At 40.0% G+C, this 24,261-nt stretch carries 22 protein-coding genes; 9 read left to right on the top strand and 13 right to left on the bottom strand.

The window, feature by feature from the left end; genetic code table 11:
• The first annotated feature begins 8 nt into the window (after nucleotides 1-8).
• From NST13_RS03510 to NST13_RS03500, 3 genes are all read left to right on the top strand, one after another.
• Nucleotides 9-392, top strand: coding sequence for an rRNA methyltransferase (locus NST13_RS03510; RefSeq protein ID WP_342581429.1), 384 nt, complete (start codon nucleotides 9-11; stop codon nucleotides 390-392).
• 554 nt (nucleotides 393-946) lie between these two features.
• Entirely contained in the window at nucleotides 947-1,273 is a 327-nt protein-coding gene (locus NST13_RS03505) for a DUF485 domain-containing protein (RefSeq protein ID WP_342581428.1), read from the top strand.
• Nucleotides 1,270-2,814, top strand: coding sequence for a sodium/solute symporter (locus tag NST13_RS03500; protein WP_342581427.1), 1,545 nt, complete (start codon nucleotides 1,270-1,272; stop codon nucleotides 2,812-2,814). Before NST13_RS03505 ends, NST13_RS03500 begins: the two co-directional genes overlap by 4 nt.
• 133 nt (nucleotides 2,815-2,947) lie before the next feature.
• Here NST13_RS03500 and NST13_RS03495 read toward each other — a convergent pair whose 3' ends face one another.
• The 3 genes from NST13_RS03495 to parE all read right to left on the bottom strand — a co-directional run bounded on the left by NST13_RS03495 (nucleotide 2,948) and on the right by parE (nucleotide 8,463).
• Nucleotides 2,948-3,850 (bottom strand): EamA family transporter, encoded by a 903-nt coding sequence (locus NST13_RS03495; RefSeq protein ID WP_342469385.1) that lies wholly within the window; start codon nucleotides 3,848-3,850, stop codon nucleotides 2,948-2,950.
• A 189-nt stretch (nucleotides 3,851-4,039) separates the two neighbouring features.
• Entirely contained in the window at nucleotides 4,040-6,490 is a 2,451-nt protein-coding gene (gene parC / locus NST13_RS03490) for a DNA topoisomerase IV subunit A (protein ID WP_342581426.1), read from the bottom strand.
• On the bottom strand, nucleotides 6,490-8,463 hold the full coding sequence (parE, locus tag NST13_RS03485) for a DNA topoisomerase IV subunit B (protein WP_342581425.1): 1,974 nt from the start codon (nucleotides 8,461-8,463) through the stop codon (nucleotides 6,490-6,492). Before parE ends, parC begins: the two co-directional genes overlap by 1 nt.
• A 420-nt stretch (nucleotides 8,464-8,883) precedes the next feature.
• Between parE and plsY the strand changes: the two genes are divergently transcribed.
• Together plsY and NST13_RS03475 are read left to right on the top strand one after the other, a co-directional pair.
• Nucleotides 8,884-9,486, top strand: coding sequence for a glycerol-3-phosphate 1-O-acyltransferase PlsY (gene plsY, locus NST13_RS03480; protein WP_342469388.1), 603 nt, complete (start codon nucleotides 8,884-8,886; stop codon nucleotides 9,484-9,486).
• A gap of 28 nt (nucleotides 9,487-9,514) precedes the next feature.
• Nucleotides 9,515-9,805 (top strand): HesB/YadR/YfhF family protein, encoded by a 291-nt coding sequence (locus NST13_RS03475; RefSeq protein ID WP_342469389.1) that lies wholly within the window; start codon nucleotides 9,515-9,517, stop codon nucleotides 9,803-9,805.
• Between the two features lie 53 nt (nucleotides 9,806-9,858).
• On the opposite strand, the gene NST13_RS03470 is transcribed toward NST13_RS03475, so the two are convergent.
• The 5 genes from NST13_RS03470 to NST13_RS03450 all read right to left on the bottom strand — a co-directional run bounded on the left by NST13_RS03470 (nucleotide 9,859) and on the right by NST13_RS03450 (nucleotide 13,682).
• On the bottom strand, nucleotides 9,859-10,227 hold the full coding sequence (locus NST13_RS03470; RefSeq protein ID WP_342581424.1) for a hypothetical protein: 369 nt from the start codon (nucleotides 10,225-10,227) through the stop codon (nucleotides 9,859-9,861).
• Nucleotides 10,228-10,356: 129 nt separating this feature from the next.
• Nucleotides 10,357-10,590, bottom strand: a complete 234-nt coding sequence (tlp, locus tag NST13_RS03465) for a small acid-soluble spore protein Tlp (RefSeq protein ID WP_342581423.1) — start codon at nucleotides 10,588-10,590, stop codon at nucleotides 10,357-10,359.
• Between the two features lie 71 nt (nucleotides 10,591-10,661).
• Complete coding sequence (locus NST13_RS03460) at nucleotides 10,662-11,591, bottom strand: VanW family protein (protein WP_342581422.1); 930 nt, start codon at nucleotides 11,589-11,591, stop codon at nucleotides 10,662-10,664.
• Between the two features lie 482 nt (nucleotides 11,592-12,073).
• Nucleotides 12,074-12,724, bottom strand: a complete 651-nt coding sequence (locus NST13_RS03455) for a glycoside hydrolase domain-containing protein (RefSeq protein ID WP_342469393.1) — start codon at nucleotides 12,722-12,724, stop codon at nucleotides 12,074-12,076.
• Between the two features lie 121 nt (nucleotides 12,725-12,845).
• Nucleotides 12,846-13,682, bottom strand: a complete 837-nt coding sequence (locus NST13_RS03450) for a DMT family transporter (protein WP_342469394.1) — start codon at nucleotides 13,680-13,682, stop codon at nucleotides 12,846-12,848.
• Between the two features lie 180 nt (nucleotides 13,683-13,862).
• Between NST13_RS03450 and NST13_RS03445 the strand changes: the two genes are divergently transcribed.
• Nucleotides 13,863-14,381 carry a GNAT family N-acetyltransferase gene (locus NST13_RS03445; RefSeq protein ID WP_342581421.1) on the top strand — a complete coding sequence of 173 codons (519 nt, stop codon included), beginning with the start codon at nucleotides 13,863-13,865 and terminating at the stop codon, nucleotides 14,379-14,381.
• Between the two features lie 72 nt (nucleotides 14,382-14,453).
• Here NST13_RS03445 and NST13_RS03440 read toward each other — a convergent pair whose 3' ends face one another.
• The gene (locus NST13_RS03440) at nucleotides 14,454-15,170 is read right to left on the bottom strand and encodes an NAD-dependent deacylase (RefSeq protein ID WP_342581420.1); all 717 of its coding nucleotides are present in this window, start codon (nucleotides 15,168-15,170) and stop codon (nucleotides 14,454-14,456) included.
• 206 nt (nucleotides 15,171-15,376) lie between these two features.
• Between NST13_RS03440 and NST13_RS03435 the strand changes: the two genes are divergently transcribed.
• Nucleotides 15,377-16,687: a hemolysin family protein gene (locus NST13_RS03435; RefSeq protein ID WP_342581419.1), complete on the top strand. Its 1,311-nt coding sequence runs from the start codon at nucleotides 15,377-15,379 to the stop codon at nucleotides 16,685-16,687.
• 35 nt (nucleotides 16,688-16,722) lie between these two features.
• Here NST13_RS03435 and NST13_RS03430 read toward each other — a convergent pair whose 3' ends face one another.
• Nucleotides 16,723-17,631: an alpha/beta hydrolase gene (locus NST13_RS03430; protein WP_342581418.1), complete on the bottom strand. Its 909-nt coding sequence runs from the start codon at nucleotides 17,629-17,631 to the stop codon at nucleotides 16,723-16,725.
• A gap of 153 nt (nucleotides 17,632-17,784) precedes the next feature.
• Nucleotides 17,785-18,825 carry a CapA family protein gene (locus NST13_RS03425; RefSeq protein WP_342581417.1) on the bottom strand — a complete coding sequence of 347 codons (1,041 nt, stop codon included), beginning with the start codon at nucleotides 18,823-18,825 and terminating at the stop codon, nucleotides 17,785-17,787.
• 610 nt (nucleotides 18,826-19,435) lie between these two features.
• Here NST13_RS03425 and NST13_RS03420 point away from each other — a divergent pair.
• Nucleotides 19,436-20,386 (top strand): tyrosine-type recombinase/integrase, encoded by a 951-nt coding sequence (locus tag NST13_RS03420; RefSeq protein ID WP_342581416.1) that lies wholly within the window; start codon nucleotides 19,436-19,438, stop codon nucleotides 20,384-20,386.
• Nucleotides 20,387-20,627: 241 nt separating this feature from the next.
• On the opposite strand, the gene NST13_RS03415 is transcribed toward NST13_RS03420, so the two are convergent.
• Together NST13_RS03415 and NST13_RS03410 are read right to left on the bottom strand one after the other, a co-directional pair.
• On the bottom strand, nucleotides 20,628-21,542 hold the full coding sequence (locus NST13_RS03415) for a TIGR03943 family protein (RefSeq protein ID WP_342581415.1): 915 nt from the start codon (nucleotides 21,540-21,542) through the stop codon (nucleotides 20,628-20,630).
• 12 nt (nucleotides 21,543-21,554) lie between these two features.
• The gene (locus tag NST13_RS03410; RefSeq protein WP_328219864.1) at nucleotides 21,555-22,544 is read right to left on the bottom strand and encodes a permease; all 990 of its coding nucleotides are present in this window, start codon (nucleotides 22,542-22,544) and stop codon (nucleotides 21,555-21,557) included.
• A gap of 238 nt (nucleotides 22,545-22,782) precedes the next feature.
• Here NST13_RS03410 and NST13_RS03405 point away from each other — a divergent pair, with 238 nt between their 5' ends.
• Entirely contained in the window at nucleotides 22,783-24,138 is a 1,356-nt protein-coding gene (locus NST13_RS03405) for an IS1182 family transposase (protein ID WP_342469204.1), read from the top strand.
• Nucleotides 24,139-24,261: the final 123 nt, after the last annotated feature.

Below are 24,261 nucleotides of genomic sequence, written 5' to 3'. Positions count from 1 at the left end.
GGACTATTTTGTGGAAATTGGTAAATGGGAAATTATTACAAACTATTGATACTTCAAGAATTAAATATAAAACTCGTATAAGCAAAGCCTTGTTGGATGATTTAAAAATCATGGCAGATAAGAATAATACTTATGTTGGATATTTACTTGAAAATGGCTTTGAAAATATATTAAAGGAGAATGCAATAACATTTGATAAAAAAAACCGTCCAAAAGATCGAGTAGAATTTCGTACAACATGTGATAAAGAATTGCTTGAGAGATTAAAAAAATTTGCAAAAGACCACCAATTGAATCTAAACGATGTTATTGAAGCAAGTGTTGCATACATAAACACAAATGATGTAAAACAAGAAAGTTGGAGATATAGAGTAGAATACGAAGGCGAATAGCGCCTTTTTTTATTCGGCAAAATAGGGACCCCGACATAATATATCTTATCGGAAGTAATATCTCATAATCCAAGAATACTTCTAATAGTGAGACAGAAGAAGAATTCTTGTTCTTTTTTTGATTTTCCGACATTTTTTTCCGAAACCGATGTCAAATATTTGTTGCAAAATAATAATAATATAGCTTTTTAAGTTCGATCAAAATATGCAGTATAATAATTTTATGATTATAAATCCACTATTTTCATCAAATTATTATTACCTGAAATCAATGTTCTGTTTTCCAATAGTCATTTCCGCATTATTTTTTTCAATTTTACCTATTAAATATTTATTTGTTCCCTTTTATCTGCACTACATTTGATCCTTTTGTTGTTTTCACGCAAAAATTTTCTCTTTTAATCAATTTTTTTCGCAAAAAAATTTGAATAATTTATAGAAAAAGTATTGCAATTTTGTGAACCGCTCTATAAAATTGAAATTGTAAAATTCTTAAACTAGAATTTTACGAACATGATACAGAAAAAACGTTCAATTTTAAAGGGGGTATGTTTATGGCGAGAGAAAACGGTAAAAATATCGACTACGAAAAAATCGCCAATAGTCAATCGTTCAGACGGTTATCGAAAAAGAAAAACTCGTTTCTCTGGACGATGACGGTAATCTTCTTTGTTCTTTACATGTTGCTACCCGTCTTGACATCCTACACACAAATTTTGCACCAAAAAGCAGTTGGGGAAATTACATGGGTATGGTTTTACTCCTTTGGACTATTCATCATGGTTTGGGGACTGGCACACTTCTATGTAGGGAAAGCAAACAAATTTGACAAAGAAGCGAAAGAAATTATCGATGAATATGAAAGGGGTGCTGGTCAATGAGTGTACCATCCATAGTAATGTTCTTATTGATCGTAGGAATCACGTTGTATATCACTTATTGGGCTTCCAAAAGAACTAGCACTGCGAGCGAATTCTATACTGCCGGGGGCGGACTGAAAGGTTGGCAAAACGGGCTTGCTATTTCAGGGGACTATCTATCTGCGGCTTCATTCTTAGGGATTGCAGGTTCTGTTGCATTATACGGTTATGATGGCTTCTACTTCTCTATCGGTTATCTAGTAGCTTACTTGGTTGTATTATATATCGTTGCCGAGCCACTTCGTAACCTTGGTAAATTCACATTGGCCGATATGATCACAGCTCGTTTCGAAATGGCCAAAGTTCGTGGAGCTGCTGCTTTAAGTACAATTGTAATCGTTTTATTCTACATGATTGCACAGCTGGTTGGTGCAGGAGCACTTATTCAGTTATTATTCGGTATTCCTTATTGGGTGGCTGTTCTAATCGTAGGTGTCATGATGACAATTTACGTATTGTTCGGTGGAATGACTGCTACTTCATGGGTACAAATCATTAAAGCTGTTCTATTGATGTTTGGTACTGCTATTATTTCTTTCTTAGTATTATTGAAATTTGATTTCAGTATTGTCAGAATGTTCTCGGAAATGACAACTGCCACTGAAGCTGGAGAAGCATATTTGAATCCGGGATTGCTTTATAAGAGCGGTATCAATACAATTTCCACACTATTGGCGTTAGTATTGGGTACTGCAGGACTTCCGCACATCCTAATGCGCTTCTTCACAGTAAAAGATGCCCAAACAGCGCGTTCATCTGTAATTTGGGCTACATGGATCGTTGGTCTTTTCTATGTATTGACAATCTTCTTAGGATTCGGAGCAGCTGCATTCGTTGGTAAAGATACAATTGTTGCCGCAAACCCTGCTGGTAACATGGCTGCACCGTTGCTTGCGGAAGCTTTAGGTGGAGACATCCTGTTCTCATTCGTATCCGCCGTTGCATTCGCGACAATCTTGGCGGTAGTTGCAGGTTTGGTACTTTCCGGCGCTTCTGCTCTATCTCACGACATTTACGGTCAAATTATTAAGAAAGGTAATATTACTGAAAAAGAACAAGTTGTTGCAGCTCGTATCGGTTCATTAGTCATTTCAGTAATTTCCATCTTATTGGCATTAGGTGCACAAACACTTAACGTTGCGTTCCTGGTATCATTAGCATTCTGTATTGCAGCATCTGCTAACTTACCAGTTATTATCTATACAATCTACTGGAAACGCTTCAATTCAAATGGAGCTGTATGGGCTATCCTTGGTGGTTTGATTACTGCATTAGTACTTGTGGCAGTTTCACCAAACGTATGGAACCCAGAACCAGGTAAAGCCATTTTCGTGGGTACACCACTTGTAAGCTTAACAAACCCTGCGATTGTTTCCGTACCTGTTGGTTTCATCTGCGGATGGCTTGGTACAGTCTTCTCTAAAGAAGCGGATTACGCAAAATACAGCGAAGTTGAAGTTCGCGCACAAACTGGTATTTCAGTAAGCAAAGTCTCCCACTAATTGAATCGCTTACATTCATCCTTATCTTTCTATTTTCCTTGAGTAGTAATACTCAAGGATTTTTTTGTACAGCCAATACTATTCAAAACCAGGCAAGTTGGGGAGGGGGTTGAATAGTTGCCCCTCCCCTTCCCTACTCTCTCGATAATATGACAATAGTAAACAGAATCAATAAAGAACCAAGCCAATCCATCCATCCGAAAGGCACCCCTAAAAAGACGACGGAAGTGAAAGCGGCAGATAATGGTTCGGCACAGGCAAGCAGGCTCGTTTCTGAAGCAGTCAAATATTTTAAACTATCCAAATAGAAATAGAATGCCAAGACTGTTCCACAAATCACGACAAACAAAAAGGCAAAGTTTGTTGTCCAATGCCATTGTCCTTCAAATTGCCAAGGGGCTCTGATGAAGCTGAAAACAATCCCCGCCACCATCATTCCCCATCCGATTGTGATAAATGATCCCCATTTTTTCAATAATTCAATGGGATAAATGGTGTAAAAAGCCAATCCGAATGCGGATAAGATTCCCCAAATAAAGGCCTCTTTCGAAATCGTCAACACATCCATTTTTCCATGGGTTACAAGCAAAAACGTTCCGATGAGAGCCGAAAAAACGGCGATCAGCTCTTTGACTGTCGGTAAACGCTTCGCAATCAGAACATAATACATCGTCACCAAACCTGGTCCTAAATATTGCAAAACGGTGGCTGTTGCGGCATTGCCATGGGCGATGGCCGTTAAATATGTATATTGGACTCCTATCATCCCGACAATTCCAAAAATCACTAACCGGATGGCATCCCTTTTTTGCTTCCATATGTCAAAAATGTGGTTTCCCTCATTTCTATAAGCAATCGCTAACAACAAGGATCCGGCAAGCAACAGGCGGCAGGTGGTAAACCATTCTGTATTGATATGTAAATGTTGAAACATATACTGGGAAACAGTTCCGGAAATGCCCCAAAACAACGCGGCGATAATCACTAAGAAAATCCCTTTCGAACGCGCTTCAAAAGTTAAATAGAATTTTCCCATCTTATACTCCTCCAGATTTATCCATATAAAAATAGTAAAACCTTTTCTTACTTTTTTCAATGACAATGAAAGCCGCCTAGAATCCGGATATGATCTAGACGGCAAAAATCCTGTCAAAATATTTTTCTTTATCACTATTCTTTCCGGTTCTCATCACTAAACGGCGGACGGCATTGGTTCATATATGGATTATTGTTCTTTATTTTCATCTTGTTCGGGATGAAGGATCTTCACAAACAATAAATCGCCATCACTATTTACATCAAATTTCAGTGAGCCGTTCGAATAGCGGTCGGAAATCGGAAGATCCGATACTGCCATTGTTTCTTGAACCTGTTTGATTGTTGACATCACGATCGTATCGTCTTGATGAACAACAGAAACATCAAAAATGCGGTGAGGATTTTTCTTCAATTCTTTCAAAATGACTAATCCGCGTTTGGCTCTTCCCGTTTGCTCAATTTCCGATAAACTCATCCGTTTGATGGCTCCGCGTTGGGTAACGACAATCACATCTTTCTCGGAATTTTCTTCAATGACATTGACAGCCGCAAGGAAATCTTCGTCTTTTAGATTGATTCCCTTTACTCCTCCTGTTTTTATTCCCGTTACCGGAATTTCCTCAATGTCAAATCGAACTGTATAACTCAAATATGAAGTAAGAATGATTTCTTTTCCAGGAGTCACCAAGTTTGCATAAATCATTTCATCATCATTTTTCAAATTCATCGTTTTGATCGGTTTTGAGTAACGGGTTACTTGATATTCATTAAGTTTCGACAATTTCACTTGCCCCTGTTTTGTCGCTGTTAAAATGAAGAGATTTTCATCCTCAAAGTTTTCAACCCCAACGGCGCCGACAACCTTTTCTCCCTCTTCAATAGGAACGATGCTTGATATGTGTTGTCCCAAGTCCTTCCAACGAATTTCCGGCAGTTCGTGAACCGGTTGAAAAATGTAATTTCCTTTATTCGTGAAGATGAGAAGAAAATGCTGTGTATTCAATGTGTTTTCATACAGCAAATAATCCGATTCCTTCATTGCAATATCTTCCGGACTGGAAGCCGCATAGGAACGAAGGCTTGTCCGCTTTACGTAGCCATCTTTTGTCACGGTCACAACAAAATCTTCACTTGGTATTAATACATCAAGGGATACTTTGATCTCTTTGATTTCCGCCTGGATTGTGGAAAGGCGGGGCTCGGCAAATTGTTTACGCAACTCCAGAATTTCTTTTTTGATCACTTTAATTAACTCTTTTTCGCTGCTTAATATTTTTGTCAGCTTTTCAGTTGTTTTTTGCAATTCTTCATGCTCTTTTTGCAATTGCGTAATATCTGTGTTCGTCAAACGGTAAAGTTGCAAGTTGACAATCGCTTCCGCCTGTTGTTCCGTAAACTGGAACTTCACTTGCAGGTTGTTTTTGGCATCCTTCTTATCTTTGGAAGAACGAATGGTTTGAATGACATCATCAAGTATGGATAATGCTTTGATTAATCCTTCAACGATATGTAGCCGATCTTTTGCTTTTTGCAGGTCATATTTCGTTCTTCTTGTCACGACATCCTTTTGATGATCGATATATGCATCCAGCATGAGTGGAAGCGTCATCATAGTCGGACGGCGATTATGGATGGCGATCATATTAAAGTTATACGTGATTTGCAAATCCGTATTTTTATAAAGGTAGTTTAAAATGGCTTCCCCATCTACATCTTTTTTCAACTCAATGACGATCCGAAGCCCCACTGTCCGGTCCGATTCATCCCGTACATCCGCAATTCCCTCAAGCCGTTTGTCAAAGCGCATTTCATCGATTTTCTTAACAAGCAAAGCTTTATTGACATCATAAGGGATTTCTGTAATGACAATTTGTTCTTTTCCGCCTCTGATCGGTTCGATCGTCGCTTTGGAACGGATAATGATTTTTCCTTTTCCTGTTTCATAAGCTTTTTTGATGCCATCAATCCCTTCGATGATGGCGCCAGTCGGAAAGTCCGGCCCTTTGATGACCGTCATTAAATCATCCACGGTGCAATCCGGACGATCAAGCCGCATCAATACACCATCCAGCACTTCCGCCAAGTTGTGGGGAGGAATATCCGTGGCATAACCGGCAGAAATCCCTGTGGCACCGTTCACAAGCAAGTTGGGCAGTTTCGCAGGGAGTACTGTCGGTTCCACATCCTGGTCATCAAAATTTGGAACAAAATCGACCGTTTGTTTATCGATATCTTTCAGCATTTCGATTGCCAATGCGGAAAGGCGGGCTTCCGTATAACGCATCGCTGCGGGAGGGTCGCCATCAATGGAACCATTGTTTCCGTGCATCTCAATCAATGGATAGCGGGCTTTCCAGTCCTGGCTGAGGCGCACCATCGCTTCATATACGGAAGAATCCCCGTGGGGATGGTAATTCCCGATTACGTTCCCGACCGTTTTGGCGGATTTTCGGAATGGTTTATCATGGGTGTTCCCTTCCCGATACATCGCATAAAGAATTCTCCGTTGCACCGGTTTTAACCCATCCCGTGCATCAGGAATGGCACGATCTTGAATAATGTATTTACTGTAACGGCCAAAGCGGTCACCGATTACATCTTCCAAAGTCAGTTCGTGAAATCGTTCGGTTAGCGCCATTATTCTTCCTCCTTATACTGGATGAAATCAGGTACCAATGTATTCGTATCCTCTTCCATCCCAAAGTCTACATGGGATTCAATCCACTTGCGGCGTGGTTCCACCTTGTCTCCCATCAATGTTGTCACACGGCGTTCTGCCCGGGCACCGTCTTCAATCGTCACGCGGATCAAGGTTCTTGTTTCAGGATTCATCGTCGTTTCCCAAAGCTGGTCCGCATTCATTTCACCGAGACCTTTATAACGTTGGATGACGTACCCTTTCCCGACTTTTTTGATTTTTTCCTGCAACTCCCGTTCTGTCCAAGCGTATTCAATGATTTCTTTCTTGCCGGTGCCCTTTGACACTTTATAAAGGGGCGGCAACGCCAAATACACTTTTCCCGCCTCAATCAATGGGCGCATGTAACGGTAGAAAAATGTGAGCAGCAGCACTTGGATATGGGCGCCATCCGTATCCGCATCGGTCATGATGATAATTTTATCGTAGGCTGCATCTTCAATGTTGAAGTCCGGACCTGCGCCTGCACCGATCGTATGAATGATCGTTGCAATCTCTTCATTTTTCATGATATCCGTCAGTTTTGCCTTTTCTGTATTGATGACTTTCCCCCGTAAAGGCAATATGGCCTGAAAAGTACGGTCCCGTCCCTGTTTTGCCGATCCGCCTGCCGAATCCCCTTCCACAAGGAATAATTCATTCTTTTTTGGATTGCGGGATTGGGCCGGCGTCAGCTTGCCCGAAAGTATGGTTTTTTCTTTTTTGCCCTTTTTGCCGCTTCGAGCTTCTTCGCGGGCTTTTCTCGCCGCTTCACGGGCCTGTTGGGCACGGATCGCCTTGCGGACAAGGGTTGCGGATAATTCGGCATTTTCCTCTAAAATATAAAGCAATTTTTCGGATAATACAGACTCCACTGCCGTACGGGCTTCCGGCGTTCCAAGTTTGCTTTTTGTCTGCCCTTCGAATTGCAGCAAACTTTCCGGAATGCGGACGGAAATGATGGCTGAAAGGCCTTCGCGAATATCCGATCCTTCCAGGTTTTTGTCTTTTTCTTTCAATAGACCTACTTTGCGGGCGTATTCATTAAAAATCCGTGTCAAAGCCGCCTTCGCCCCCGTTTCATGGGTGCCGCCATCGCGGGTGCGCACATTATTGACGAAGGATAAAATCGTTTCCGAATAGCCGTCGTTGAATTGAAAGGCAAATTCCACTTCGATTTCTTCATGAATCCCTTCCACATATTTCACGGGATGCATGACATCTTTTTCTTCATTCAAATATTCCACAAACGCCTGGATGCCGTTTTCGTAATAAAATACTTCATGCTTTCCTTCTTCCCGTTCATCGATCAATTCCACTTTCAATCCTTTTAACAGAAAAGCGGATTCCCGAAGACGTTCCGCCAATGTATCATAATTGAATTTTGTCGTGGAAAAAATCGTGTCATCCGGAAGAAAATGCACCAGTGTTCCCGTTTCTTTTGTATCCCCGATGATTTCAAGGGTCGTCACCGGTTTTCCGCCATTTTCAAAACGCTGGCGATGGATTTTCCCGTCACGATATATAGTGACTTCAAGAAATTTGGAAAGGGCATTTACAACGGAAGATCCTACACCGTGCAATCCACCGCTTGTTTTATATCCCCCTTGTCCAAACTTCCCTCCGGCATGTAAAATCGTAAAAATGATTTCCGGAGTGGGTTTCCCCAATTTATGCATTCCGGTTGGCATTCCGCGGCCATAATCCCGCACGCTGACCGAATTGTCTTCATGTATTTTTACGATGATATGCGATCCAAATCCGGCAAGGGCTTCATCGACCGCATTGTCGACAATTTCATAAACCAAGTGATGAAGTCCCCGGCTGTCAGTGGATCCAATATACATCCCTGGACGTTTCCGTACTGCATCCAAACCTTCCAATACTTGAATGGCATCAGCATCATATCTGAGTTCCGGTTGATTTATTGCCAAAAGTAATCCCTCCACATACAAACATCCGTTCTGTATCACTAATCGTACTGAGAATATACGCATCTGTCAATAACTAGCACGTTAGAGCATCTTTATCATTTTAACAAATCCTTTCAAATAAAAAAGGAGTTTTATGAAGAAAACCCGTACACTTTTCAAGATTTACGATTCGAGAATATCGAAAATGTCTTTTCGACGGATGATTTTGCAGTTATTTATTTTACTTTGTATACCATATATAATAAATAAAACATTTCTTTCATTCCCGATACAGTTCACAATTTCCTCCTTTTATCACCGTTTTTTTTGAAAAAGTTTTTCATCAATGCCGAAAAAGAGAAATTACACTTTCTCAAAGAAGCGAAAAAGTGTAAAATGATTATCGCTAAAGAAATAGTAAAAATTGAAAGGAATCAAGATATGATTAATGTATTGGCAATCATCTGTGCGTATTTAATCGGTTCGATTCCGTCTGGTTTATGGATTGGAAAAATTTTTTATAAAACGGACATCCGGGAACATGGAAGCGGAAATTTAGGAGCCACCAACACTTTCCGAGTGTTAGGGAAAAAAGCGGGAATTGTTGTAACCGTTATGGACATATTAAAAGGTACCATTGCTACGCTATTGCCGACTTTCTCTTATTTCAGCGATACCGGCGTGCATCCTCTTATTTTGGGGGCAATCGCCGCTTTTGGACATATGTTCCCGATATTTGCCGGTTTCCGGGGCGGGAAAGCCGTCGCCACATCCGGAGGGGTGTTGCTTGGATATTCCTGGCCATTCTTTGTGTTCCTTGTGATTGGATTTTTGATTCTATTAAAAATCACCAAAATCGTCAGCTTGTCTTCCATGCTCATTTCGCTCATCGCCGTCGTTTATAGTATTATTTATTGGATTGTGACAGGTGATTATGCATTATTTATAATGGTTGTGATATTGGCGTCATTCATTATCTACCGCCACCGCTCCAATATTAAACGCATCAAGGAAGGCACTGAGCCGAAAGTGAAATGGTTATAATGTTACTTGAAAGGATTTGGTTGGGGGAATGAAAATCGTCATTTCAGAGGAAGCATTATCTTGGTTCAAGGAAGAAATGGAAGCAACGGCAGGTGATTATATCCGGTTTTATGCCCGCTATGGCGGTTCATCTCCTTTTCATGAAGCTTTTTCCCTTGGGATGAATCGGGAACAACCCCATGATATCGGCATTGAAACGGTCATTGATGATATCCATTTCTATATTGAAAAAGATGATGTATGGTTTTTCAATGAACATGATTTATACGTTACTGTCAATCCGGAAACGGAGGAACTGGAATATAGTTATAAAAATTAAAAAAGAAGCGGATCTGAAAGCACGCCAAAAGATCCGCTTCTTTTTTTATTGGACTAAAATTTCTCAATATCAATCACATGTTTGTCGTACCCAAGGGCAATCACCATATCGTTGTACGCGACCAGCACTTCCTTATATAAAACATGCACTTGCTCTACATTCACTTCCCCGTCATCTTCATAACGGGCTGCATCGAATTGGCTGCTGAATTCATCCAACTTCAGTTTTAATGTATCCACTTCCTTCGATTGTCTCGCTTCCTCGCTGGCATATGTATAAACATTAAATGAATGATGGTTGGCAGTGAATTTCTCAATCAATTCAGCCCGTTTGCTTCCTTTCTTGGATGCAACCTTTTTCAATTGTTTCATCAGTTCCATGACGTTTTGGCTTTGATTGATAAGCGTTTCTACCATATTCATCCTGAATTCCCCCCCAAAAAACTCACAGTTTTCGAAATCTATTTTCAAACACAATATTAATTATAAAAAAAGAAATTTCAATTGCAAAATAAAAAGGAAACTGGCCAGTCGCCAGTTTCCATATGATCATTAGACTTCCCCGTTTTCACGGGCAGCCGCTTCTTCCTTCACTTCTTTTCGGAAACCTTCAATCGCTTTTTTTCGCCGTTCATTTTTCGCTTTGATCTTTTCTCTTTCTTCAGGTCCGGCAAATTCCATACTTGCTTCTGCTTCACGGTAATTTTCGATTGTATTTTGAATCATGTTCTGTAATTTTTCCACATTATCGGAACGGTCGTCAGGTTTCGGTTTGCGGTTTGTCATTGCCATCTCTCCTCCTTTTTTATTGTTCAGTCTTATTTTGAGTTGATTCAGAGGAACTATGAAATGAAATTTTAAGGGGATTCATCGTTTTTTGCCAATTCATTTTGCATCAATTCCGCATATTCTTTGGACGTCCTGATAACGACAGTAAGGGAACCCGGCCTGTAATACGTTTGGATGAGGAAAGGGACTCCCGTCGTATTAATAAATTGGAAATCCAATCCCCCATAAAAGGAAACCGTTGCGTCTCTCCCTTTTGGGACATATCCCACATCCTTTGAATGATGATGTCTTTCAATGATCTCCACTGACAGCTGATCAACAGCATTGAATAAAGTGGATGAAGTTTGGCAGATTCCCCCGCCGATTCCCATGACTAACTTACCGTTGACAATTTCCGGAGCCATTTGATAGCCATTGGCAATTTCTCTTGGCCCCACGATGGAATTGAAAGAGAATTTGTCCCCGCTTCCGACGATCACATTATGGATGGCGGCCGCCGAAATTTCGATATTTTTGCTTCTGCCCGTCTGATTCGGGTTGAAACGGGTGGTATAAGTGGCAATCACCACTTCCTTCAAATGAGGCACATCCGTTGGCCGATAATTGCTTTCGGTCACTTTTAACGGAATTTCGATTCTGCCTCCTGTAAAAGCCCGCTTTAATACCTCTTCAGTCAATAAGGAGGCATTGATTTCCGTTTTCGGTGTGCCTTTGATGATTTCGCCATCGGTATCAATCCGATCCAGTGTCATTTCTTTAAAATATTTTGGTTGAATTTCCTGAATCCAATTTTCCACTTCTTCCTTGAAAATCCTTACGTCCAGTTCAATCCAATAATCTTCAGGATGAAAAGTGTGTATGACTTCTTTGGTATAAGGATCAATGAGATCGATCTTTCTTTCTCCGGTAAGTGGCAATATCGAGTCAAAATAAGCACCGGTTGCAACCGGCTGCTTGAAAAAGGTCAGTAATAGCAAAAGGATTAAACTTCTTTTCATCAATGGTTCCACACAACCCAATCTTTTTGCTATGTATTGTTCCCCGATTCAATTGACTCATACAAAAAAAGAAGGCGATATTTTCTTGCGCCTTCTTGGAATGAAAATTTGCTGGCAGTCCAGAATAAAATTTAAATTTCTGAGTGGATGTATTCAAGGACCATCTTTTGGGCTTCATCGGCGATTTCCTGCATCGTGCCAAGTTCTTGTTCTGTAGCGGAAGCAATTGCCGAAATGCTTCCGGATGTTTCGAATGGGCTGTTTAATCTTCCTTCAACATGCTGAACGATTCTTCCCGCATATTCTTTGTATTATTATTAAAAATTTGCTTTTTATATCAAATTTGATTACTTGAATAAAGGGAAAATTCCCATAACAAATAAAAATTCCCCCTAACCTTTTCCTATAACTGTTGAACAGCGTTTATTTCATCAACATGTTTACAATTATTTTTGTAAACTTCATTTACAAAATCCTTGTATCTAATATAACATTTCAAATAAACGGCTGTCCGCCAAGTTCGTATCAATAGGACATGTTCTTGAATTTCTTCCGTATTGCCAAATCCAGACATTTCCTTCACAAGGCACTTTCGCCGGATCAAATTTTGGGGCCAATTGTGCTTTTGTCACCCCCGGATCAGGCTCCGCACTCCATAAGATGGCCTGATTCGCCACCAACGGATCTTGATTGACCGCCTCGCAATAGGCTTTTGCAAAGTTTCCTTCCGTCGGATCGTGATAAAAGCCCGGTTTAAAATCCGTATTATACATGTAATTGACATATCCACGGATCCAACTGCCATCCACATCAAAAAAACGTTCGACATTGGCGAAAATCGGTGTTCCCTTCCGGATGCCAAGCCTTTTTGCATGATAAGAGGCAAACATCGCCACCACTCTTCCTTCATTTTCCCCTACCGCTCTTTTAAAATCGTTGTAGATTGGCAGCAATTTTGTACCACTATTATGGAGCAGTTCAATTTCTTCGCGATCCAAACCTTCTGATGCCCCTTCGACACGGGTCAAATATCTTCCCCAAAACTCCGGCTTCCCGTAATTGTTCAAAACACAATTATAAAGGTCTGTCGTCACTTTTTGCGATGAATCAACACCCCAATGATAAGTAACCACTTGCGTACCTCTTTTCTATTTATGTTTCCATATTTATATATATTGAACAACTTGATTAATTGTTCATGGAAATGAAAAATGAGGGCCGAATCAGCCCTCACGTCATGACAATCACCCAATCCTATATTTTTGTAAAAATGATGCCCAACAGCGCGGTGATAACACCAATAATCTGATAAGTTTTGAGCCTTTCGTGGAAGATCAGGCAACTTCCGCAAACGACCACCAAACAGCTTAACGAAACGATGGAGAAAACTATGCTTGCGATTCCTTTTTGCAAAGCGAAGAAATAGCAGCTGTAGGCGATCACGCTCAACAAACCGACAACGGCGCCCACTTTCAATTCGGAAGGCTGCCAGTTTTCTTTTTGGACAAGACTATTTGCAATCAAATAAACCGCCCCGCCGCCATACATGCAAATTAAAGTATTGAGCGGCTCAATATGCAAATAAGTCGATGCTTTCATCAAAATTCCTAGAATCCCTAATGACAGAATGGCGAGGCAAATTCTGATCATCCAAGGCAAATATTCCGCATGCACATTGCTTGAAGGCGAATATTGAATCACCACGGCGGAGCACAACATGATGATAATGCCCGTCCATTGCAAAACGGTGATATGTTCATGGAATATCAACGCGGCACTTAAAATCGGAATAATGGTGTTCAAACTGATGAGCGAACTGGTGATGCTTGCCGGCCCTTTTTCGAAGGCTTTGGACATTTGGATGTTGCCGTTCGTATTTAATATGCCGATCAATGCCCCCAGAACGATTGTCGCCAAGTTCATTGCATGGATTCCCGTCATCAGGCCATAGCCCAAAGCCAACAAAAAGGCGATCAAATAAAAATAAAGCTGGATATGTATTTTCGAGTACCCTTTTGTCGTACTCCACTTGAAAATCATATTATTCGTTCCAAAGCAAAACATTGTGGCCAATGCCGCCCCTATCCACATATGTATGCACCTCTCTAGATGTAGTCCATCCTATTTTAGGTGCTGTTGCATAAAAAATTCAATCATTAAACATTCAATAATCTCCATCATTTATTCTCCGATTTTCTTTTTTCAGAATTTTGCTTACCCCATTTTCCGATAAAAAGCCCCACAAAAGCGAGTGATTTTGGATGTCGCCATATGGTAACATACAAGGGAATGTACAACGATGGAAAGGAAACGGCGCCGATGAAAATCATAAAATTGGTGGACAAAAATCATCCGATCTTTGAAAAAATATGCGAATGGAATTATCACTGGTGGGGATTAAGGGACGGAAAGAGTTTCGAAGAGGTGCGGTGCAATTTGGAACATTCATTAAATGAAGTGCGGTTGCCCCAAACCTTTGTCGCAATGATCGGGGATGAACCTGCAGGCATGTACCAACTGGCCATGTTTGATGATTTGGAAAGCAGGCCGGATCTGTATCCTTGGTTGATCAATGTTTATGTGGATGAAAAATTCCGGGGAAAAAACGTTTTCCGCACATTAATGAACACCGTCAATGAAAATGCGAAAAAAGCGAATTTAAACGAACTGTACTTATATACAAAACACATGGGATTATATGAAAAATTCGGTTGGAAGTTCATCGGGGAAGTCCAAACGTTTCGGAAAGATTCGCCGATCGAGCGATTATATAAATTAGAAATTCAATAAGCCCTTTAAAACGATAAAAGAGGATAATTCATATGAGATTATCCTCCCAACCTTCTTTGGAACCCCGAACAGCTATCCAATTAGCCGGTCATCCAGCTCCATTATAACTTCTTTCGCTTTCCCTTCCAAAATGCAATCGAAATAAGATGCGTGGGACGCCGCTTCTTTATTAATGTAGACCTTCTTCCCTTTCGTCATCATCGGAAGCTGATTGACCGGATACACTTCCAGGCTTGTTCCGATCACGATGACGACGTCCGCACTTTGAATATTGGATAAAGCGCTTCTCCAAGCATTCTCTGGCAACATTTCACCAAAAAGGACGACATTCGGCCTCAAACAGCCTTGGCAATGGGCGCAGCGTTCCTTTGCCAAAAAGGCTTCTTTTGAAGCATCTCTTCCGCAAGAATGGCAGCGGAACGTATAAATTGAGCCGTGCAGTTCGTCCACCTTCCTGCTTCCCGCCTTGGAATGAAAACCGTCCACATTTTGGGTGGCAATATGATGAAGAATCCCTCTTTTCTCCCAATCCGCCAGAATGTAATGGCCTTTGTGGGGAGAACATTTATCAAGCAATTGAATTCTCATGGAATAAAATTCATGAAACAGAGGGTAATTGGATTCTAACGCATCCACCGTCGCCACTTGCTGGGGATCCGTTTTCGTCCACCAACCGGATGCGGAACGGAAATCAGGAACTCCGCTTTCTGTAGACATGCCGGCGCCAGTCAACACGACTGTTTTTTTCGATGACTGAAGCCAATTGACAACCGTTTCGATTTTGCTCAAATCTCCCACTCCTCTCCCTTATTCTTACCAATATTTATCTCATAAATAGTTCTCGTTGAAAATAAAAAAGTTTGGCCGAATGATGATGCCGATCAACTGCCATCCCGTCAACATTTTGTAAGAACCATACTTTGAAAAGTTTTAACCAATTTTATGCTCTCTGCTAAAATATAGGTAATCACCCCTGTTACTGGAGGGCTAGTATCATGACGACTTTCATCGTATTGATTTTCCTTGTATTATTAAACGCCTTTTTTGCCGCATCTGAATTTTCGCTTGTGGAATTGAATGAAATAAAAATAAAAAATTTGGCGGAAAAAGGCGACCGTAAAGCAAAATTATTGGATAAATTAATTTCCGAACCGAGCCGTTTTTTAAGCACCATCCAAATCGGGATTACATTGGCGGGTTTCTTGGCAAGCGCCTTCGCTGCAGATAATTTTTCGGACCGTTTTGCCCAAGTTTTATTTGACCTGGGCATCCCTTTATCCCTGGAAGTGCTCGATATTCTTTCCGTTATCGTCATTACTGCCGTTTTATCTTATTTTACCCTCGTATTTGGGGAACTGGTGCCGAAAAAAATCGCATTGCAGCGGTATGAAAGTGTTGCCAATATGGTGGCATTGCCACTGACGTTGATTTTTTATGTATGTTATCCACTTGTAAAAGTGCTCAGTTTTTCAACGAATGCAGTTCTTCGTCTGTTGAAAATGAATGAGAAAGTCATCCGTGAAGAGGCTACGGAAGAACAAATCCGGATGATGGTCGAATTGGGCGATATTCAGGGAACCATCAAAAAAAGCGAAAGCAGAATGATCCAAAACGTATTTGAATTCAATGACAAATCGGTAACGGATATTTTCACCCACCGGGTAGATATCGTTGCCATCCCGATGGAAGCGACTTTGGAAGAAACGTTGGCAATTGTCAATGAAAACCGATATACCCGCTATCCCGTTTATGAAGAAGATATCGATCATATCGTTGGAATTTTGCATGTGAAAGATTTATTGCTTCATTTGAACTGGGGGACAAAACCGTTTAATTTGAGGGTAATATTGCGAAAACCAACCTTTGTCATCGATTCGCTAACAATCGATATATTGTTCCAAACGATGAAAAAGAGCAATGTTCATATGGCCATTGTTATTGATGAATACGGTGGTACAGAAGGATTGGTGACGATAGAAGATGTCATTGAAGAAATCGTGGGGGAAATCCATAGCGAAACCCATGAAGAAGAAAAGGAAATTCAAAAAATTGCTCCAAATCAATATTTGATTAAAGGAATCACCCATTTATATAAAATTGAAGATGAATTGGGGATCCATCTGCCATCCGAGGATTTTGACACGCTCAACGGCTTTTTGCTGGAACAATTGGGACGGTATCCAAAACAAAATAAAGTCATCGAATATGAAAACTTGAGGTTCCAAATCCTCGAATTTGAACAAAATCGGATTGAAATGGTCATTTTAACGATATTGGAAAAGGACAAAAAAGAAGCGGAAAAATAAGGGAAGTCCAATCCGGCTTCCCTTTTGATTTGATGTCACAACACATGTGAAATGAGGGATGGAACAGACAAAAATTCCGCAGTGATGTCGTAACCTCGCATATAATCCGGCGAACCAGGAAAATTTTGCATAAACCCGTGAACATTTCCATCAAAGCGTACGAGCCTTACATCAGCACCGGCTTTCCGCAAATTCTCTGCATAATGTTCTCCTTCATCGCATAACGGATCATATTCTGCCGTCAAGATTAAGGTGGGCGGTATTTGTGTTAAATACTTATTATTTTCGTAAAGGGGCGCATAATAGGAAATAGATGTATCATGTTCGGAGAAATTCAAAGAATGCATTGTGAGATCAAGGCCGTATTTTCCATTAAAAAGCATTCTTGAAAAATGGGGGCTGTTCTTCACCTGATCATTGAAATCAATGATGGGATAAAACAATATCTGCTTCTTAAATCGAAAATCGCCTTGAATGATGAAATTCAGAACAATCCTTGCGGCAAAATGGGCGCCGATGCTTGGCCCGCCGATTGCCATTTCTTCTGAAAGGCCTCCCAATTCTTCGGCATGATCAACAATCCACTTCGCCACAACGTCACATTGCCGGAACATGTTCGAAACGTTTTCATTGGTGCAATAATCGACCGCAACCACTTTATAACCCGATAAAGAACAGATCAACCGGCAACTGACATCATGGCTTTCGACACCGCCAGGAATAAAAGTTCCTCCGTGGAGAAAAATCAATATTGGATGTCTCTTTTTTCCATTCGGTTCATAAATACGGATTGGAACTTGCATATTCCCTATCGAAACGAGTCGATCTTCCACATTAAACACTTTCGGGCGTTTTTCCAGAGGCGGGTTTTTCACTTCAATGCCCGTTTTTCTTGCCTTCGGATATTGTTGAAAATACTGTTCGATATACAAATGAATCGGCACTTTCTCACTCCTTTCTTTTTACATAAATGTGATGAATTGCTCCATACTAATCCAAACACCTTATCTTTAGAATGTCCAAAGGCGGAACGGATATGACAAAAAGAAAAAGCTAAGTATAGCCACTGTATACTCAGCTTGAAAAATTTGTGATGATTATTGTACCGGCTCCCATTCAATAAATGTGATTTCAGGCATGTACTGCATCATATGGGATTTGATTTCTTCATAAATCCCTTGGGCATTTTGCAGTTCCTCGTTGGTAACGCTATATAATGGAAGAATTTCATAATTTCTCCAACGTTGAAACTTTACATAAGTTGGAAGCAACTGGGGATTCATGACTTCAATCGTTGAACGCTCTTTGCCAAACTCGTCATAATTGACCGTCTTCTTCACATCCAATTGCAAAATGGCTCCAATACGTGTATAAAGCCGATCTTGTCCAGATAAAAAATTGCCTAACGAATGAATGACAAAGGTTTGATTCCCTTTTTCCCCTGTGTACCATTTCGCCGGCTGCAATACATGGGGATGGTGGGCAAAAACGATATCGGCACCATAATCAGCCAAATGTTGGGCAATCTCATCCTGGAAATCATTGAATTGGCGCTCATATTCATTCCCCATATGTACATTCACGACAACCACATCAGAAATTTCCTTTGCCCGTTGGATATCCTCTTTCATTTTTTCCAAATTTATATAATTGACTAAATAATCCTTGCCTGGAGGCGCGGAAATCCCGTTTGTCCCGTATGTATACCCTAAAAAAGAAAAGGTAATATGATTTTTCGTTATCGTTTTGATAATTTTTGATTCCTCTTCTGTTGCGGCACACCCAACATAGATGATACCGATCTGGTTCCAATAGTTGGTTGCATTCAGTATGGCACGCTCCCCACGATCGAGTGTATGATTGTTGGCCATATTCACCACATCCACACCCGAATCTTTCAATGCGTCGCCGATTTCAAACGGGCTGTTGAATTGAGGATAACTGGAAAGCCCCAACTCTTTTCCGCCGATAATACTTTCCGAGTTCGCCACCGTGATATCCGCACTTTCCAAATAAGGCTTCACCTCACGGAACATTTTGGTGAAATCGTATTGTTGATTCCCGATGGATGCATCTTCATAGACAGAATTATGTAATAAAATATCGCCGACCGCCGAAATGGTTGCGGTATATGTCACCGGAGCATCGGGTACAGTTAGAGGCTCTTCCGTTTCTATTTTTGGCGGGGATGAAATATCCGAAGCATTTTCCGAATCTATGTTGCACGCTGCTAAAAAAAGTACCGATAAAATGAATATAACTGTTCTGGCGATTTTGTTTCCTCTCCTTTATATGCACTTTTTCAAATCATAACAATTTTCTCTCCAGATAAAAATAGCTTTATGAATTTTGACAAATAAAATTAATAGTGCCAAAAACCCAATATGTACGTTGTTGGCACTTTCCCCGCTTGTCCCTTTCGGCAATGGATCATGACACCTCGTCCACCTATATACATGGAATAAACCGGATCTTTCCCTGTGACGCCCTGAGACGCATCGAAAAATGATTTTGCGAACCGTTCCCTTCAAAATCATCTGAGAATCGCTTACAGAGAGCTTCATATTCCCCTTATATTATTTCCTGTATTTTACTTTTAACTGCATATAATGTATATTATATGCAGTTATGTTTTTAATTTTTTAATTTCCTTTGTTTAACGAACAATCCCCTATCTTATGGACTCAATAGATTATTTGATGAAAAAGCTGATTCAGAAACTACAAGGCCTGAAAAGAGGTTTAGATGATGGAATCACAACAAGTCTTAGACCATTATGAAAATGAAATCGATATTTTTAAAACCTATCTGGAGGATTTGGGCTATTCGCCTTATACAATTAAATGTTATCTATCTGATGTGCAGTCTTTTCTAACTTTCCTGTTTGAAAAGGAAGAAAAGTTGATTCCACTCGACACAGTGGGATCGAAAAATATCCAAGAATATTTGAGGAAAACGCAAAAAGGCAAGGCAAAAACAACGCGCAACCGGAGATTGATGTCTTTGCGAACGTTTTTTAAATCCCTTGTGAAAGCGGAGGAGCTGAACTTTAACCCGGCTCTTGAAATCGATATAGCAAAAACTGAAAAAAATCCATTGCCCACCTATTTAAACGATGAAGAGCTTCGTTTGCTATTTCAATGCATTAAACATGACCAATACCATATCCGTAATAAATGCATATTGATGCTTATGAGTCTGGCTGGATTACGTGTCATTGAAATCTATCATTTAAACACATCAGATCTCATTCGGGATGAAAACGAACCCGGCATTAATGTCATGGGAAAAGGGAGCAAAGCTCGCTATATTCCATTGCCTGCCCCCTTGTTTCATTTACTAATGGAGTACGAACACATGTATCGGCCAACGCCAAAGCAGGAACATCGCAATGCCTTTTTTGTTTCAAAACGGGGAGAAAGACTTTCAAGAAGAAGAATTCAAATGATTTCAGAAGAGGCATTCAATAGGCTGAAAAGTTTACCCGACTTCCATTATTTACAAAGCAAAAAGTTATCTTCCCATAAATTGAGACATACGTTCGGCACAAGACTTGTGCGGGAAGGGGTCGATCTTGTGACGGTACAAGAGTTGATGGGCCATACCAATTTAAGTACCACGCAAATTTATACCCATGTAAACAACAAACAAAAACAAGAAGCCATGCGGAATCAAAATGTGGCGAAGTTTTTTGAATAACGTACTGCCATTGATAAGAGGGAATGTAAATTTTCCCCTCTTTCGTTTTTTCGATATTCCCTAAACTTACGAAGCCTACTTCCAAATGACTTCATTGTCTCTGTAAAATTAAAACCTATTATAACAGCACGCGGTGTAAAGCATCCGAATGCGTGAACTGTTATAATAGGCCAAAATGGAAGAAACAGATACCTGTAATGGTTCTGCCCGAAACATAATAAGCTTTTTTGGATGAAATCGTTTATTCTACCCATGTTTGAATCGGGAATATATACGGTTCTTCAGGTTCCTCAATGATTTTCCAATTTGTGACGTTGATTTTGGGGATTTCCATTCCATGATAATTTGCAACAGCCAATCCTCCTTCGATTTCCAACCATGAATCCTGTTGTAATTGATCGGCCCCGTCCAATTCCGCCAAAAATCCGATCACGCTCGCATCAGCAACACAATGGGTAATAAAAAATCTCGATAGGACAAACTGATTTTCCGTAAAATCCCCTTCTTTAAATACAAATCCTTTCATTTTGATCGTTCTGCCTTCAAAGGATGATGGATTATCGTTAATGCTGCTGTAATAGGAAATAAAAATATCCTCATCCATTTCAATAATTTCCGCATTTTGGAGTTTTTCATGTTTTGATTTTATTTCCTCTTCCGTTAAATAATTTTCGTTTACTAATGGCTCATAATCACTGGAGTAAATATCAATCGATTCTTTTTCCGTTAATGACTCCGAATTTTGATTGAGCAATTCTTCCAATGACGCTTCTTCTTTTTGATAACTGATTTGTGAAAGGATTGACCCATTATTGGCAGCAAGCGAAGAATTTAATGTTGCAGGAGCAAATGTCAAACCAGTCATGATTGGAAAAATAACGATGGCAAAACTTATGATTTTCCCGACATTCCATTTTTCATGATGATGATGGCAGCAATGATTCGTACAATCGTGATGGGCATGCCTCTTTTGAAAAATTCTTGGCACTTGAATCAACAAGAAAATCAAAAAAAAACCGATTGCAATCTTACTCATAAAATCGTATTTCGGATTAATGTATTTCCCAATATCCCCTGTCATATGAAGCTTGAAAAAAAATAGTGCGAACAACCCTAGTATCATTGCTTTCAATGATTGCTGCGTGTTGATACCCATTCAATCCCCTTCCTAAAGAAAATTCGTTAAAGTAACAAACGTAAAAACAATGGAAGTTATGAGAATAAATAGTCCAACTACAAATTTGAATTTAAACACACTGAGTAACATAAAAGTATTTTTCAAATCAATCATCGGGCCATAAACGAGAAAGGCTAAAATGGATGTTGAAGGAACCATCGTTTTAAATGATGCCGCAATAAATGCATCCGCTTCCGAACATAATGATAAAACATAAGCAAGCACCATCATGACAACTGTCGAATGAAGCAATCCATCTCCAAATGGAAATAAGCTTTGTATTGACACGAACGTTCGAAATAATGCCGCTACCATCGCACCAATAATTAAATACTTGCTCATGTCGAAAAATTCATCGATTGAATGTTTGAACATATCCATGATTCTTGTCCCAATCGGCCGCCTTTTCTTCAAAATGATCGTCTTCTTTTTATTCACCCGTTTAAGTTGATTCGATGGATAGAGTATACTGACGATGAATGCAATGAGTAAAGCGGCCACAAATCCGACTCCCATCCGGAGCAATGCCATTTCCAAATCATTTCCAAAGGCCATATAAGTCGATAATATCACAATGGGATTAATTAAAGGTCCCGTCAATAAAAAAGCCACTCCCGCATAAAGGGGCACCCCTTTTTCAATTAAACGCCGGACAATCGGCACAATCCCGCATTCGCATGCCGGAAACAGGGATCCAATAATACAGCCCATCCAAATTGCCAATATTTTATTCTTTGGAATGAACGTTCGAATATGATCCTCCGTAATAAACATTTGGATAAATCCCGCTATTAACACTCCAATCAACACAAATGGAATTGCTTCTATTAAAATACTAAGAAAAATGGTATTAAATTGATAAAAGGATTTTGGTAAAGCAAATCCTTCGTAATCAATAAAAATAGGAACCAAAAACAAAAGGAAAAACCCTATAAGCAAAAGGGATAAAAACTGGTTAACATTTTTCAATTTCGTTTGCATCCGAACTCCCACTTTCATTTACTAAAATCCGCAGAAAAAATTATTTTCTCCATAATGTATTCGTTGATAATCGTAATTATTACTATTTACATCAAGAAAGAGTGCCATTTTTTTCAAAAAAAATAGCACCCGAATAGGGTGCTTCAGCTTGTAGACAAAGTCCCTAACTAGGGGCCAAATCTACAGGCTTTTTTTGTATAATAGGGATAGAATTCTTGGTTAACGGGGGAAATTTAGGATGTTATCGAAGCGTACTGACAATAATCGAAATCAATTGGAAATGGTGGCTCTTGATCAATTGGTTCCAGAAGATCATTTGGTAAGGAAGATTGAACAAGCCATAGACTTTGATTTTATTTACGATCTTGTCAAAGATACCTATTGCCTAGATAACGGAAGGCCTAGTATTGATCCTGTTGTGCTCATTAAAATGGTCTTTGTGCAGTATTTATTTGGTATTCGATCCATGCGTCAAACGATCAAAGAAATTGAAACCAACGTGGCGTATCGATGGTTCTTAGGATATGGTTTCACAGAGAAAATTCCTCATTTTTCAACGTTCGGCAAGAATTATGTTCGTCGTTTTCAAGGTACTGATTTATTTGAACAGATTTTTTATCGTATTTTAAAAGAAGCGATGAATAAAGGATTAGTGGATGCATCTGTTGCCTTTATTGATTCAACACATGTCAAAGCGAGCGCCAATAAAAAGAAGTTCGATAAGAAAATTGTCCGGGCAGAAACAAAAAGCTATCAAGCGCAATTAGAGTTAGAGATTAACCAAGACCGTGAAAACCATGGAAAAAAGCCCTTTCCCCCGAAAGAGAATGAAGAAACCAAGGAAATAAAGGTCAGTACAACCGATCCTGATAGTGGCTATTACGTAAAAGATGAACGGGAAAAGATGTTTGCCTATTCTTTTCATACCGCCTGTGATGCAAAAGGCTTTGTCTTAGCTACCAAGGTAACGGGAGCGAATATTCATGATAGTCAGGTGTTTGGTCAATTACTCGAACAAGTCATCGAAAAAGTAGGCAAACCAACTGCAGTAGCCGTAGATGCCGGATACAAAACCCCAGCGAATGCGAAAAGTCTGTTGGACAAAGAGATTCGTCCCGTTATGCCATATACAAGACCAAGAACAAAAGACGGTTTCTTTAAAAAGTATGAGTATGTATACGATGAACATTATGATTGTTATATCTGCCCAAACAACCAAATTCTTGAATACCGAACCACGACAAGAGAAGGTTATCGACAGTACGCTTCTAATCCGGAAATATGTAAAACGTGCCCGTTCTTAGAAAAGTGTACCCAAAGTAAAGATCACACTAAATTTATTCATCGCCACATTTGGGAGCACTATGTGGAAGAAGTCGACCACTTAAGACATACAGAAATCAATAGAAATATATATGATAAGCGCAAAGAAACGATTGAACGGGTCTTTGCCGATGGAAAAGAGAAGCATGGCATGCGATGGACAACTCTACGAGGACTGGAAAAATTGTCCATGCAGGCGATGCTTACTTTCGCTGCCATGAACTTAAAGAAAATGGCAAACTGGACATGGAAAAGACCATGTCCAGCCTAAATAAGAGAAGAATCTTAGAAAATGATGAGCAAAAAAAAGACAAACCCCAACTCAAATGAAGCATTTGAGTTGGGGTTTGTCGACAGTCTGTAGCACCCGAATAGGGTGCTTATTTAACTCTTT

The sequence above is a fragment of the Ureibacillus sp. FSL W7-1570 genome (assembly GCF_038593265.1).
Classification (GTDB): Bacteria; Bacillota; Bacilli; order Bacillales_A; family Planococcaceae; genus Ureibacillus; species Ureibacillus suwonensis.
The sequence above is the reverse complement of the archived record's forward strand: the minus strand, read 5'-3'. Positions and strand labels throughout refer to the sequence as shown.